This window comes from Desulfotomaculum copahuensis, from assembly GCF_001655685.1.
Lineage (GTDB): Bacteria > Bacillota > Desulfotomaculia > Desulfotomaculales > Desulfovirgulaceae > Desulfotomaculum_G > Desulfotomaculum_G copahuensis.
Window position 1 is genome coordinate 36,804 of sequence record NZ_LYVF01000085.1, and the last position, 13,672, is coordinate 50,475.

At 60.9% G+C, this 13,672-nt stretch carries 12 protein-coding genes; 10 read left to right on the plus strand and 2 right to left on the minus strand.

Going from position 1 to position 13,672, the window contains the following annotated elements:
- The first annotated feature begins 138 nt into the window (after positions 1–138).
- The 3 genes from A6M21_RS06595 to bioB all read left to right on the plus strand — a co-directional run bounded on the left by A6M21_RS06595 (position 139) and on the right by bioB (position 2,319).
- Complete coding sequence (locus A6M21_RS06595; protein WP_066667173.1) at positions 139–903, plus strand: acyl-CoA dehydratase activase; 765 nt, start codon at positions 139–141, stop codon at positions 901–903.
- 244 nt (positions 904–1,147) lie between these two features.
- Entirely contained in the window at positions 1,148–1,270 is a 123-nt protein-coding gene (locus A6M21_RS19260) for a hypothetical protein (protein WP_282434533.1), read from the plus strand.
- Between the two features lie 32 nt (positions 1,271–1,302).
- Positions 1,303–2,319 carry a biotin synthase BioB gene (bioB, locus tag A6M21_RS06600; protein WP_066667175.1) on the plus strand — a complete coding sequence of 339 codons (1,017 nt, stop codon included), beginning with the start codon at positions 1,303–1,305 and terminating at the stop codon, positions 2,317–2,319.
- Between the two features lie 436 nt (positions 2,320–2,755).
- Here bioB and A6M21_RS18685 read toward each other — a convergent pair whose 3' ends face one another.
- Positions 2,756–2,926: a hypothetical protein gene (locus A6M21_RS18685; protein ID WP_161486019.1), complete on the minus strand. Its 171-nt coding sequence runs from the start codon at positions 2,924–2,926 to the stop codon at positions 2,756–2,758.
- Positions 2,927–3,033: 107 nt separating this feature from the next.
- Positions 3,034–4,800 carry an Rqc2 family fibronectin-binding protein gene (locus tag A6M21_RS06605; RefSeq protein ID WP_066667177.1) on the minus strand — a complete coding sequence of 589 codons (1,767 nt, stop codon included), beginning with the start codon at positions 4,798–4,800 and terminating at the stop codon, positions 3,034–3,036.
- Between the two features lie 244 nt (positions 4,801–5,044).
- On the opposite strand from A6M21_RS06605, the gene A6M21_RS06610 reads away from it, so the two are divergent.
- The 7 genes from A6M21_RS06610 (at position 5,045) to A6M21_RS06640 (ending at position 13,548) form a co-directional block, all read left to right on the plus strand.
- Entirely contained in the window at positions 5,045–5,248 is a 204-nt protein-coding gene (locus tag A6M21_RS06610; protein WP_066667179.1) for a hypothetical protein, read from the plus strand.
- 384 nt (positions 5,249–5,632) lie between these two features.
- Positions 5,633–6,187 carry an RNA polymerase sigma factor gene (locus A6M21_RS06615; protein ID WP_427854607.1) on the plus strand — a complete coding sequence of 185 codons (555 nt, stop codon included), beginning with the start codon at positions 5,633–5,635 and terminating at the stop codon, positions 6,185–6,187.
- Positions 6,177–7,646, plus strand: a complete 1,470-nt coding sequence (locus tag A6M21_RS06620) for a PD40 domain-containing protein (protein ID WP_066667181.1) — start codon at positions 6,177–6,179, stop codon at positions 7,644–7,646. Before A6M21_RS06615 ends, A6M21_RS06620 begins: the two co-directional genes overlap by 11 nt.
- The gene (locus A6M21_RS06625) at positions 7,643–10,003 is read left to right on the plus strand and encodes a hypothetical protein (RefSeq protein WP_151191825.1); all 2,361 of its coding nucleotides are present in this window, start codon (positions 7,643–7,645) and stop codon (positions 10,001–10,003) included. Before A6M21_RS06620 ends, A6M21_RS06625 begins: the two co-directional genes overlap by 4 nt.
- Positions 10,003–10,944, plus strand: coding sequence for an ABC transporter ATP-binding protein (locus A6M21_RS06630; protein ID WP_066667185.1), 942 nt, complete (start codon positions 10,003–10,005; stop codon positions 10,942–10,944). Before A6M21_RS06625 ends, A6M21_RS06630 begins: the two co-directional genes overlap by 1 nt.
- Positions 10,931–11,761 (plus strand): ABC transporter permease, encoded by an 831-nt coding sequence (locus tag A6M21_RS06635; protein ID WP_066667195.1) that lies wholly within the window; start codon positions 10,931–10,933, stop codon positions 11,759–11,761. Before A6M21_RS06630 ends, A6M21_RS06635 begins: the two co-directional genes overlap by 14 nt.
- Before the next feature lie 44 nt (positions 11,762–11,805).
- Entirely contained in the window at positions 11,806–13,548 is a 1,743-nt protein-coding gene (locus A6M21_RS06640) for a YcdB/YcdC domain-containing protein (protein WP_066667196.1), read from the plus strand.
- Positions 13,549–13,672 lie beyond the last annotated feature (124 nt).

Genomic DNA, 13,672 nt, shown 5'->3' on the forward strand with positions numbered 1-13,672 from the left:
CTGCATGTGGCATGGGGGTTGTCTTTGGGTATCTCAGCCGGGTGGTGAGTCTCAGCGCTTTGACGCCGTCCGTCCGTCCGAACCAATGACGGTCAAGGGAGCGCCGGGAATATAGAGTATAGAAAGGACAAATGGTTTATGGCCGTACTGGGAATAGACATCGGTTCACGTACCATTGCCACGGTTGTATTGAACGGGCGCGGGGAAATGCAGTCCGCCGCCGTGGCGGACAGCGGCCCGCGCCCCCTGGAACAGGCGCGCGGGATGACCGGCGACCGGCACATTTTCCGGCGTATTGTAGCCACCGGCTATGGCCGCCACGGCGCGCGGGCCGGTTTTGCCACCGGTTTGGTCACCGAGATCAAGGCGCACGCTTTGGGCGCCCGCCATCTATTTCCCGCCTGCCGCACCGTGCTGGACATCGGCGGGCAGGACAGCAAGGTCATCCGCCTGGATGAAGCCGGCCGGGTGGCGGACTTTATCATGAACGACCGCTGCGCCGCCGGTACGGGCAAGTTTCTGGAAATCATGGCCCGCGGCTTGGGGCTTTCCCTGAACGAAATTGTGGCCGCCGCCGAAGCGGCGGACGGGGATATTACCTTAAACAGCATGTGCACTGTTTTTGCCGAATCGGAAGTAGTTTCCCTGCTTGCAGATGATCGGCCGGTGGGCGCGGTGGCACGGGCCGTGCTCAATTCAATCTGCGACCGCACTTTGAACCTGCTCCACCGTCTGGGCACGGAGCCGGCGGTGGTTTTTACGGGCGGTGTGGCCGCCGTGCCCGGCCTGTCCGCCTACTTTGCCCGGCGCATGAACCTGCCGGATCTGCTGGTGCCGGAGCGTCCGCAACTGGTGGGGGCGCTGGGCGCGGCGCTGTACGGACTGAAGCAGCCCGGCGCTTGACCGGGCTGCTTCAGTCTTTAAAACTGCAATATTTTTTGGGTTTTCTCAAACTGCTTCAAATTATACCGGGAGATTCTGTTTTGGTGAAATTTTTGCCCGGGATCGGTTATTGTCTACCGCGGCAAGATTATGGTTGACATTGCCGCCGTCTTTGTTTATGCTTATTGTTAACTGTTAATTTGCTCACAGTTAACAATGTGGGGGTAGCATTGGTGACACTGAATTAGAGGCGCGGCGGCATGGATTGATTATCCGGCCGCTGGGTGACGTAATTGTGCTTATGCCCGTGCTGGCCATGAGCGAAAGCGAACTAAAGCAGTTGCTGGAGATCACTTACCGGTCCATTGCCGCGGTGAGCGGGGAATAAAATGACCCGGGTGTACAAGGGGGCGTTAATTGATGAACTTATCCCGGGCATTAATCGAAGCGAAAGTCTTTTCCGGGGAAGGGTTGTCCCGGGAGGAAATATTGTCCCTGGCCGGCTGTGCCGGTGAAGAGCTTGTCCGGGTGCGGGCGCTGGCCGGGGAGGTGACCCGGCGCTTCCACGGCCGGCGGGTGGATCTGTGTTCGATTATCAATGCCCGTTCCGGGCTGTGCAGCGAGGACTGCCGCTTTTGCGCCCAATCAGCCCGCTACCGCACCGGGGCGGCGGTTTATCCCCTGATTGACGCCGCGGCGGCGCTGGCCAAGGCGCGGCGTATGGAGGCGGCCGGGGCGGGGCGGTTTTCGCTGGTCACCAGCGGCCGGGGCATCACGGGCCGGGACTTTGAAACGGTGCTGGATGTTTTCCGCATTTTGCACGCCGAAACCGGATTGAGCCTTTGCGCCTCCCTGGGCATCATCGACGGAGAACAAGCGCGGCAGCTGAAGGAAGCCGGAGTGAGCACCTACCACCACAACCTGGAGACCGGACGCAGCTTTTTCCCGCAAATTTGCACCACCCACTCCTACGATGAACGGGTGGCCACCATCCGGGCGGCGCAGGGGGCGGGACTGGCGGTTTGCTCCGGCGGTATCATTGGTATGGGGGAGAGTTTGGCGCAAAGGATGGAGATGGCCCTGGAAATTAGGAAACTGGGGGTGAACTCGGTGCCGCTGAACGTCCTCAACCCCATTCCGGGTACGCCGCTGGCGAACGCCAAACCGTTGTCCCCGGAGGAAATATTAAAGACGATCGCGCTTTTCCGGCTGGTCCTGCCCCGGGCCACCGTGCGCCTGTGCGGCGGGCGGGAACCGGGACTCGGTGAGCGGCAGGCGGAAGCCTTTCAATACGGCATTAACGGTCTGATGGTGGGCAATTACCTGACCACCCGCGGGGACGGCATGGAGCGGGACCTGGCCATGCTGGCCGCCGCCGGGTTGGCGCCGCGGGCGGCGTGCGGGGTGCCGGGAACGGGCACCGTCGATCCGGAATAGTGTGTTTGACGGCTGACCTGGTTTGCCACCCGGTTATCAGTGTCGCCGTGCAAAGTTGTGGAGCACTGGTTGTTCTGAATGCATTGCAGCCGGGCCGGTTGACATAACACGGCCCAACTTTTCCGAAAGGTTCATTTTCGCTGTCAAACCGGCCTGTTGCGGGAATTATGAAGGCAAAAATGTGAGGTAATGATGTCGGGTACAAATAATATGCCTTGCCGGCGGACAGCGGCAATCATCCGCAGAGGACTGCCGCTGCGTCCGGAAAACGGCACCGGCCGTTGCCCGCCAGCGGGGGAGCAGTCTACTACAAAATAGCGGGGCGGAAATATTAATTATCCCGCCCCGCTGCTGAAAATTTCGTCGTCCGTAAATGCTGTACAGGTTAAATCCCGCCCGCCAATATAACTTTGATGTTATCCAGCCGCCGGCGTGCTTATTTCCCGAAACGGTTTTCCGTCGGGCCGCACGGGGAATTCGGGTTGAGCACGCTCATACGCTTGATCTCTTCCTCGTCTTCCATTTCCAGACATTTTTCCTTGTCCTCAACATTGTCTTCCTGGCAGCATTTATCACCCGGTTTGTTTTCGTCACAGCAGCCGCACACTGGCAAGCACCTCCCTGATTAATAATCACTGGCAATTTGACTGCACTTATTATAACACCAGCCTGACAAAAACTGCAAGCATAATCGGAGCGATTAGCGTTAATAAATTATGTCCGTAATAATTTTCCAGGCAGTTCTTCATCCGGATCGACGGTGATCGTCCGCTGTCCGGTGTAAATCACATATCCCGGCCGGGCGCTTTTGGGCTTGCTCACATTTTTGCGTTCCGTGTAGTCCACCGGTACGTTCTGCGACTGGCGGGCGCGGCTGAAATAGGCGGCCAGGGAGGCGGCTTCAAACAGTGTCCGTTCCGGTACCGTTTTCCCCTCCGTACGGATGATCACATGCGAGCCGGGGATGTCTTTCGTATGCATCCAGATGTCGTTTCCCCCGGCCAGACGCAGGGTGAGGTAGTCGTTTTGCCGGTTGTTGCATCCCACCAGCACGGTCAGTCCGTCACTGGAGGTAAAAGCCAGCGGGGCGGGTTTTTCCCGCTCTTTTTTTTGCTGCCGGGCGGCCGGGGACGGTTTTATGTAATCCTGATCCACCAGTTCCCGGCGGATCTCCTCCAGTTCCGGCGCGGAAGCGGCCTGCAGCACGGCCGTTTCCACCCCCTGCAGGTAATCCAGTTCCGCCTTGGTATCCTGTGCCCTGTCGCGGGCGGCTTCCCGGGTGTGCCGTGCCTTGTTGTATTTTTTGAAATAAGCCTGGGCATTTTCAGCCGGCGTGAGCCGGGGGTCCAGGAGTATGTTCACCGTGCGTGCCCGGGAATCGTAAAAGTTTTCCAGGGCGGCTTCGCGATCACCTTTTTCCAGCCGGTAAATGTTGGCCGTGATCAATTCGCCGTATAAGCGGTAATCTTCCGCCCGGGCCGCCCGGGACAGGCTTTCCTCCTGCAGGGCCAGCTTTTTGGCCAGGCGGCCGGTTTCGCGCCGGACCACGCTCAACAGGGACTGCCTTTGCGCTTCCCGGCGGTCCATTTCCTGCCGGCGGGCGAAAAAGGCGTCAACCAGTTCGTTCATCGTGCCGCTCTGGTGATCCATATTTTCATAATGAGTCAGGTCGACGGCGGCAAAATCCACCGGATCGCCCTTGCGGTCCGTAATCAGCGCCGGCTGGAAAACACCCCGTCCGGCCGGGACGGCGATTTGCTCCAGCGCCTGCCAGAGCACCCGCAGTTCGTGTTCACCGCACCGGTCCAGGATGGTGCCGGCGGGCAGTCCGGCCCGGTAAACGATTTCTTTGGCCACCGGCGGGCTGATGCCGTCCAGGCGGCGCTGCAAGATGTCCTCCAGCCGTGTTTCCAGGGGCTGTTCCAGGATGATTTGGCGAAAGGCGTCTTCGTCGGCGGTCAGCGGATTCTGTTTGTGCTGTTCCGGCGGCGGTACATAGGGCCGTCCGGGCAACACTTCCCGGTGGCGGCTGACGGCGTGCGTGTACCGTTTGATGGCGTCGATGATCAGCCCGCTGCCGGGATCAACCAAAATGATATTGCTGTGCCGGCCCATAATTTCACAGATCAGGTGCCTGCTGGCCAATTCCCCCAGTTCATCCCGGCCTTCCACCCGTATGGTGAGCACCCGGTCCAGGCCGGGCTGGTTAATTTGCCGGATGCGCGCCCCTTCCAGGTGTTTGCGCAGTACCATGCAGAAAAGGGGCGGTGCACAAGGGTTTTCCCGGCTGCGGGCGGTCAGGTGCACCCGGGCGTGGTAGGGATGGGCTGACAGGGTCAGGCGCAGCCGGCCGCCCGGCCGGTGTACGATCATGGCCAGTTCGTATGGGTCGGGCTGGTAAATACGGTCGATGCGCCCGCCGGTCAATGCCGCTTCCAGTTCCCGGCGCACGGCGGCCAGGACCAATCCGTCAAAAGGCATGGATAGTCCGGTCCGTAAGAAGTTGCGGCACAGGCCGGGTTGACGTTCGAGCTTTTCCGGCCGGGAAAACTGCCGGCGTCCCGTTAGTGGCGTTCCCCCGGATCCTAAAGGCACCAGCCAGAATCCCGGCACTTTCCCGAAGCTGTCCGTCCGTCTGCCCCGTAACTTTTACGGCCGGTTTTGCACTCCCTTCCCGGTCGAAAGATGATCCCAGTATAGCATTGCGCCGGGAGCCGGTCAATGCTTGCTGAACCGGCTGCCGGGGAATAGAGCTCTTACGTATGGCTTCCGGCCGGACGTCGGACATGTCATTACGCAGGGGAGCAATGGACGCAATCTCACCCTTTTCCGCCGCCGGGCGGCTGCAGCCGCCTGCCAGTTGAAGCCGGCCGCTGACGGCTTGTATGACGCCGGTCCGGGAGCCAGCCGGGCAACCGGTGACAAGTAAACTCCAGGACTGACACATGAACTCCGAACCTGGCATTCTACCAGGTGCCGGAGGTATAATACCTGAATTTTCAGTGCGCGCATTAAAGCTAAAAGTCCTTTTCGAGGCAGGGCCGCAACGGTTTTTGATCCGTCAGTTCCAGGCAAACTTAAGCTCTGTGGTTTTCCATCGCCGGATATGATATGGTATCACCAGGCAACAACTTCAAATTTTGTTACCGGTGTCATTCATGTATTCTTTCTATTTTCCATTTCCGTCACACTTTTTTGTTACCTTTTCAGTACTTCGCCCGTCTATCTATTCAGAAGGCAATCGGGAACCGTACACGGGCGCCCGGGTATGTACCGTCCGGAATATGGCGCGGTTGCACGGATTGCCGGAGGAGTGTTTCAGTTGAAAACAAAAGAGGCACCGGAACGGGACGGGGAAGTTTCCTTCGGGGAACTTTACGACCGGCATTTTAACGCCGTGAACCGGTATTTGCGTTACCGGATGGACAATTCCTGGGACGCCGACGATCTTACCGCGGCGGTATTTTTAAAGGCACTGGAGAACTTTCACCAGTTCCGCCGGGAGTCCAACTTTGCCGTCTGGCTTTTCCGCATCGCCCACAACGCCTATATTGATTACCTGCGCGGACGCCGGGAAAGAGTGTTTTCGGAAGATGAGCTGGCCCTGCTGGAAGCGCCTTCCGGTCCGGAAGAGGCACTTTTACACACCGAAGAAGTGCGGCAGCTCAAAGACATGCTGCGCCGCCTGCCTCCGGAACAGCGGGATGTGATTTCCCTGCGCTACGCCGGCGAATTGAAGTTCGGCCAGATTGCCCCGGTGCTGGGTAAATCGGAGGCGGCGGTGCGGATGATCCATCACCGGGCGCTCAAGACGCTGCGGGCAAATTATTCCGGGCATGGGGAGGAGGCGGGGAAAATTGTGCGCTGATAGTGCGAATAACGGTAAAGGTCCGGATAAAATCACACCGCTGGATGACCATCGCAACAAATGGGATAACCGGGGGGAGGATAATCCGATCCAGGATGAAGGTTCACTGGGTGAACTGCTGGTCCATATGCGCAAGGTGCGCGAGGCCGTACCGGTCAATATGCGGCTCAGGGAAGAGTTGAAGGCTCGGCTGTCCCGGATGCAGGCCGCGGACGGCGCGGGCCTGTCACCGGCGGCCGGTGAAGGCGCGGATATTCACCGGCCGGCGGCGGCCGGTGAAGGCGGGTTTGCATCCCCCGCCCGGAAGGTGTTCCACCCCGGGTGGAAGTCTTATTGGTGGTTGCTGCCGGTGGTGGCGTTGCTCCTGCTGGCCGGTTGCTGGCTTTACCGTTCCACTCTTGCGCCCAAAATACTGGTGGCGGGGCCGGTCAATGAAATCAGCCGCTTCTGGCTGGAAAACCATCCGCTGGAATTTGCCTGCGCACCCGGCGGCCGCGGCTATCTGGCCGTACGGGGCGGCGCTTTGATCCTGCTGGATCGGTACGGTAATCAAACCGGGATGATCAAACCCCCCGGCGGGGGATCCTATGCCTCACCCGCGCTCACCCGGTCTGGCGGACAGCTGGCGCTGGTGCGCAACCGCGCCGGCGGGGGGGCGGAGATTATCACGGCGTCCATGCCGGCGGCGCCCCTGGAGCCAAATACCCTGCCGGAAGTAAAGGCGGCTCTGGACAAAGCCGTGACCATGCTGCAGGCGGGGCCGGGTGAAACCCTGTCCGGCCTGGCCTGGTCGCCTGACGGCAAAACCCTGGCCTGTACCCTGGGCCGTCCCGGCGGCGGGGAAGATGTCTACCTGCTGGCTGAAGGCAAAAAGCCGGTTTCCCCGGGGGCGGGCGGACATCCGGCCTGGTCGCCGGACGGCTCCCACCTGGTGGTGGAGCGCAGCGGTGCCGGCGGACAGCCGGAGTTGTGGCTGCTTGCCGCCGGCGGCGGCGCCGCCCGTCAACTGGGACCGGGGCGGCAGCCGGCCTGGGGACCGCAGGGTTTCCTGGCCTTCATTGGGGAGAAAACTGTCGAGCAGGTGCTCACCTACAGCCCGGACGGATCACCCCTGTTCACCGTGCGTCAGCGGCAGGGGGAAATCAGAACCATCTATTTGGGTGCGGCCGGCAAACCGCCCTCGGTACGGGCGGATGAAAAATCATCGCCGGCCGGCCGGCTGCTGCTGGCTCCGGATGGCAACCCCGGGGCGGCCGGTTTGAACTGGTTGCGGCAAATGGAGAGCCAGGGCGTGCGCGAACCGCGCACACTTTTGCTCAATCAGTTGGACAGTTTCCAGGACCTGCACTTCAGTCCCGGCGGCAATAGCCTGCTGGTGGCCCGCCGGGACGGGGGGATGGTGTCGCTGGTACAGGTGGAGTTGCAGGAAAAAACATCCGGACGGGGTGAAGAAAATTGAGAGGGAAAATGCGGTTTTTCAGCGGCGGCTTGCTCTGCGCCATTCTGGCCGTGTTTTTGCTGGCCGCGGTCACGCCGGCTTTTGCAGACACCGCCGTGGGGATGAAAGTGCTCCCCGGTCTGGGTGGGTTGTACAAGTTGAATCAACCGCTGGCGCTGGAGGTTGCGGTGGATAACCCGGGGCCGGGGTTCACGGGGACCATTACGGTGGTACAGAAGGGTGAACAGCCGGGCGGCCGGCCGGATCTGCCCCGGGTGGCCATAAACGCGGATGTCCCGGCCAACAGCAGCAAGCAGTTCCGCCTGGTCATCCCGGGAGAGCTGGCCTTCACCCGGCCGGTGGTGCAGCTGGTTTCCGGCGGCCGGGCACTGGCCGAATCCCGGGTGGAAGGCGCGGCCGTGGATGGCGCCAACCGGGTGATCCTGGCCCTGGGCCGGGATATCGCCGGCGGCGGGCTGCAGGCCTGGTTATCCGAAGGCCCCGGCGCGCAAACAAACCTGAAATATTTATCCGCCGCCGGGCTGCCGGCGAACAGCCTGCTGCTGGGCACGGCGGATGTAATTATGATCAACCCCGCTGCTGTAGCTGCCTTGAATGCACAGCAGGTGCACGCAATCAAGGAATGGGTGAACCTGGGCGGCACACTGGTGCTCTTCGGCGGTGCGGGGGCCGGCGAAGGGGGCGCTTTTGCCGGTGTCAGCCCGGTGCTGGTTACCGGCAATCAAATGGTGGACGGAAAATTGGGCGGCCTGCGCTCCGGCGGGCCGCTGGCGGTGGCTGCCGGCCGGCTGGTGGCCGGCCGGGCGCTGGTTGTGGATGACGGTGTCCCCGTGCTGGCCCGCCGGCAACTGGGGTGGGGGGAAGTGGTCTATTGCGGCGCCGCCGCCGGCGATTTGGGCGGCAGCGCGCGGGGTGTCTGGTCCGCCCTATTGCAAAACGCCGTACCGGTAACGGGGGTTGATCATTCACCGCCGGACAGCGTCACCGTCCCGGCGGCCGGTGTCAAAAACCTGCCCCTGCGGGGTTTCTACCCCGTGATGACTCAGGCCGCCAATCAACTGGCCGGACCCAGCGCCTACATTCCCCAGCTGGCCGGACCGCCGGCGCCGGTACTGGTTCTGTTGTGGCTGGCCTACACGGCGGCGGTGGGACCGTTGCTTTATTACCTCCTGCGCCGGTCCGGCCGCCGTGATTGGGCCTGGGCGCTGGTGCCGGCGGGAGCGCTGGTGGCGGCCGGCGGGTTTTACCTGTTTACACCGGCCGTCCGGATTCCTGGTTGCCTGACCCAGACACTGTCCGTGGTGGATATTTTATCGCCGGATCTGGCCGCGGTGCGCTCCGGAGCCAGTATTGTGGCCGCCAAAGGCGGTGAACTGACAGTGCATGTCGCCCCGGGCTTTATTGCCGGACCGGCCGTCGGCTATGCGTCCGGCGCCTCCCCCGGTCTGGTGCAGGAAAATGGTGAGCAGAGCACGGTCGGCTTTGGCCGGGTTCAATACAATTCCCTGCGCCAGGTTTATGCGTACGGGCTGCAGCGGAACCGGGGGAGCATCGCCGGCCGGCTCTATCTGGAGGGGAAAAGGATTAAAGGCGATTTGGTGAACAAGACCGGGCTGGATCTGCGGGACTGCAAACTGATTCTGGGCGGCCGGGTGATCCAGGCCGGCAGCCTGCCGGCCAGGGGTACGCTGCACATTGATGAAGCGCTGGCCGGGAGCGGTCCGGCGCCCGGCAATGAGGCGCTGATTGCAGAACTGATTGGCGGCGGCGGCCGGCGGCCGGGGGAACCCTTTTTCCGGGAACGGCAGATGCTGGGTGCCGGTCTGCGCGGTGACAGTCCGGGTCCGGCGGGCATCCAGTTTACCGGCTGGCACGACGGGGCGCCGGGATTATTCCAGGTGGCGGGTAAGGACAGCCGGAGTAAGGACTACGGTCTGACCCTGGTTGAACAGGCAATTGAACTGAACGTGCCCGCCGGCCGGTTTTACCTCCCGGCCGGACTGGTCAAGCCGCGTACCGGTGAATTGGGCTACGTCTCCACTCCGGAAAACGGCGGGAAAGTGTCATATGGTTCGATCCCCCTGGTGTACAATATTGGCGGTGTGCTGACCGGCAAACAGTTTAAGATTACAGCCCTGGATATTCAGTATAGCAGCGGGCAATTCGACCTGCCGGTGGAAATATACAACTACCGGGAAGACAAATGGGAGCAGTTGCCCGATGGCGGCAGGCGGATCACCGGTGCGGAGCTGTCCCGTTATCTGTCCGGCAATGAAGTCCGGCTCAAGGTAGCCGGCGGATCACGGGGACCCTACCCGGTATGGCCGGGTTTGGCGGTGGAAGGGGTGGTTTACTGATGATCCGGTTTGACGGGGTAAGCAAAGCTTTCGGGGCGACCCGGGCACTGGACGGTTTCAGCCTGGCCGCCGGCCGGGGGCTGGTTTACGGGCTGATCGGTCCCAACGGCGCCGGCAAGACCACGGCCATGAGCATCCTGGCCACCCTGCTTTTGCCTGACGCGGGCACGGCCACGGTGGACGGCCTGAACGTGGTGGACCGGGCGGCGGAGGTGCGCGGCCGGATCGGATATATGCCGGACTTCTTCGGTGTTTACGACGGCCTGCGGGCCGGTGAATACCTGGAATTTTTCGCCGCCGCCCATCAAATTCCCGTTCAGCGGCGGCCCGGTCTGGTCAAAACACTGCTCGAACTGGTCAACCTGCCGGACAAGGCCGGCGTCTACGTGGATTCCCTTTCACGCGGCATGAAGCAACGGCTCGCCCTGGCCCGCTGCCTGGTGCACGACCCGGATGTACTGATCCTGGACGAACCGGCTTCCGGCCTGGATCCGCGGGCGCGGGCGGAAATGAAGGAAATTATCCGGCAGCTTAAGCGGCTGGACAAAACGGTGTTGATCAGTTCCCACATCCTGCCCGAACTGGCCGAAATCTGCGACCGGGTGGCTATTATGGAGGCGGGAAAACTGGTTGTCAGTGGTCCGGTGGCGGAGATCACCGCCGTGTCGCAGGGCGCCAGGCGGCTTTGCATCGAGGTTCTGGACCGGGCGACGGAACTGGCAGGCTTTTTATCCACCCGGCCCGGGGTGAGCGAAGCACATGCGGATGGAACAGCGGCCGGATTTTTCTTCAGCGGGGACAGGAAGGAACAGGCCGCGCTTCTGCAGGCCGTTATAGAAGGCGGCTGGTCCGTGGTGGAGTGCGGCGAGGTGCGGCGCAACCTGGAAGAGGTTTTCATGGCTGTCACCGGTGAGGGGGGTGAAAATATTGACGGAAATTAACCCGGTATTGCTCAAAGAGCTGCGCCAGCGCTTTCGCACTGACAAAACACCCTGGCTGTTGTCCCTTTACCTGCTGGTGATCGGCTTCTTCGTGCTCGGCTTCATGTATCTGAACTGGCGGCAATTGCCCGGTATCTTCCAGCCCAACAGCAGCCATGTGTTATTTGTGATGCTTTGCATCACCCAGCTGGTGCTGCTCGGTTTTGTGGTGCCGGGCCTGACCGCAAGCGTAATCAGCGGGGAGCGGGAGCGGCAGACATTGAACGTGCTGCTGACCACCCGCCTGACTACGCGGCAGATCATCTGGAGCAAGCTGGTTTCCTCCTGTGCCTTTGTGGTCCTGCTCATTTTGGCCACCCTGCCCCTGTACAGCATTGTCTTCATGTCCGGCGGCATCGCTCCGGGGCAGGTACTGGGGGTATTCGGATTCTACCTGGTGACCGTGTTTCTCTTCGGCAGCATTGGCGTGACCTGTTCCTCTTTTTTCAAAAAAACCAGCGTGAGCACTGTCACGGCCTACGGTCTGGCCTTCGCCTTCTCGGCCGGCACCGGTTTTCTGGCGGCATTTTTGTATGAAACGAGCCGTGCCAATCACGTCAACTGGAATCCGGCCGCCTGGACCGGATTTACCGCCGGGGTGGTGGAATTTTTGCAGCACATCAATCCGGTCTTTGTATTGATGGAAATCATGGGTGAAAAAGGGATCCTCACCGGGGTGAATTTCGGCCTGCCCGGCTGGGGCATCTACAGCATCGTCTGCCTGGCCGCCGGAATCCTGCTCCTGCGCTGGAGCGCCCGCCTGCTCCGGGCAAAATAACCGGGTTGACCGGAAAAAACTATTTTCCAAAGGGGAGATGTATCTTGCGGAAAGCAAAAGAGATGGCCGCTGCCGTGCTGGCGGCCGGTATGCTGCTGGCCGCGCCCGCCGGGGCGGCGGAAAAACCGGCGCCGGCCGTGCCGGAAGTGCAAACCGTACAGGCAACCGGCGAAGCCGTTCAACTGTCATCGCCGGGGGTTGATACGAAACAGAACCGGACACTGACCCAGTCACAAAAACAGGCGCTGACAAAAGTCTGCCAGGCGGTACCGGAACTGAAGGAACTGACTGTGCAGCACGTATCTGACGAGGGGGGAAAGGCCTGGTCGGTAATGCTTGCGGAACGCACACCGGATTCGGCGGCGCGCATCCAAACGGTGAACGCTTTCCTCGGTTTTGACCGCGCCGGGGAACTACAAAGTTTTAATATCAACAATCCGCAATGGGCTTCGGATCAGGTGCCCGCATCCGCCCTGGCGAAGGAAAAGGCGGCGCAATTTGTGCACGCATTCCTGGGGGAGCAGGAGAAAGAATATCAACCGGGCGCAAGTATTGGCTACGGCGGATCAGGCACAGCTGACGAAAAGGGAAACCAAATCACCTGGGCGTCGGCTGACGTGCAATACAATCGTCTAATTAACGGCATTCCCTTGATGAACAGCGGCTTCCGGGTGAATGTGGATGTTTTCGGCCATATCACCGGGTTCCAGCGGGAAAAGGAGGCGGTGCTTGATCCGGCCAAATTCCCCGCCCCCGCCCGGGCGATCACACCGGCGGCGGCGGAAAAGGCCTTTTCCGGCCTGGTGGAAATGAATCTGCAATATTACGCCCGGCACCCCTTGAAACTGCAGGTATTCAACACGGCCAGAGACGAAACCCGGCCGGTGCTGATGTATGCCCCCTCTTTTCCGGCGCCAATCGACGCCCTGACCGGAAAACCGCTGGCGGACTTTATGGATCATACCGGCCAGCCGAAGTGGATCACCCTGCAGGGAGAAGGCGGGCAACTGACCGCCGGTACGCCAGAAGAAGCCGCTGCACTGCTGGCCAAACAATTCGGGATTGACATGGCAGGCATGCGCCTGCAAAATGTTGATGAACGGCCGGCTTTCTTCGACCCGGAGATCAAAACCAAAGAATACAACTGGGTCTCCCAACCAGAACCCGGGCTGGGCGGCAGGCCGGAAAACGGCCCGATGCGCTTTTTGCACATGACCACCATTGCCGGAACGGGCCGGGTGGTTGGCTTTAATCTTCAGGACGAATCCGGCCGCGGCCGGCAGGCGACCGTATCCCCGGAAGCCGCTTTAAACACGGCGGAGCAATTCCTGTCAAAGCTCCTGCCGCCGGGAACCGCGGAACTGCAGGTGCGGGTTTACCCTTCCGGTGGCGAAGTGATGCCCTCCTGGGTGGACAAAAGCAAGCTCCAGGCGCAGGAGCAGCCGCAGCCGGTATTTTCTTTCAATTTCAACCGCATTTACCAGGGCGTGCCGGTAGTGGACAGCGGTTATGCGATTCAGGTGGACGCCATTACAGGAAAAATAATTGGCTTCAATGACGGCTTCCGCGGTACTTCCGTTGCCCTTCCGGACAATAAAAACGTGGTGTCGGCGGAAACGGCCAAAGCCGAATTTTTAAAACAACATCCCCTGCAACTGGTTTACATCTGGCCGGAATTTTTCGGTCAGCGGGGGCCATCCCCTGAACTGGTCTATATCCCGGCCTTCGGTTCGGGCTGGGATTATATCGACGCCTTCACCGGAAAAACGGTGACTGTAGGGAATTGAACCTGCTCCGGGGCAGGTCCGGAATTTCTCACCCGGAAGTTTCTTGTATCATCGGGTGGACGCCTGCTAAAGACTGGCCCTGCAACTATTTTGAACAACAGGTAACACATATTAAAGGTTCCGG

Excerpts from the sequence above, each read along its gene's own strand:
- A6M21_RS06595 (WP_066667173.1), top strand. The coding sequence starts at position 139 with ATGGCCGTACTGGGAATAGACATCGGTTCACGTACCATTGCCACGGTT.
- bioB (WP_066667175.1), top strand. The coding sequence starts at position 1,303 with ATGAACTTATCCCGGGCATTAATCGAAGCGAAAGTCTTTTCCGGGGAA.
- A6M21_RS06605 (WP_066667177.1), bottom strand. The coding sequence starts at position 4,800 with ATGCCTTTTGACGGATTGGTCCTGGCCGCCGTGCGCCGGGAACTGGAA.
- A6M21_RS06630 (WP_066667185.1), top strand. The coding sequence starts at position 10,003 with ATGATCCGGTTTGACGGGGTAAGCAAAGCTTTCGGGGCGACCCGGGCA.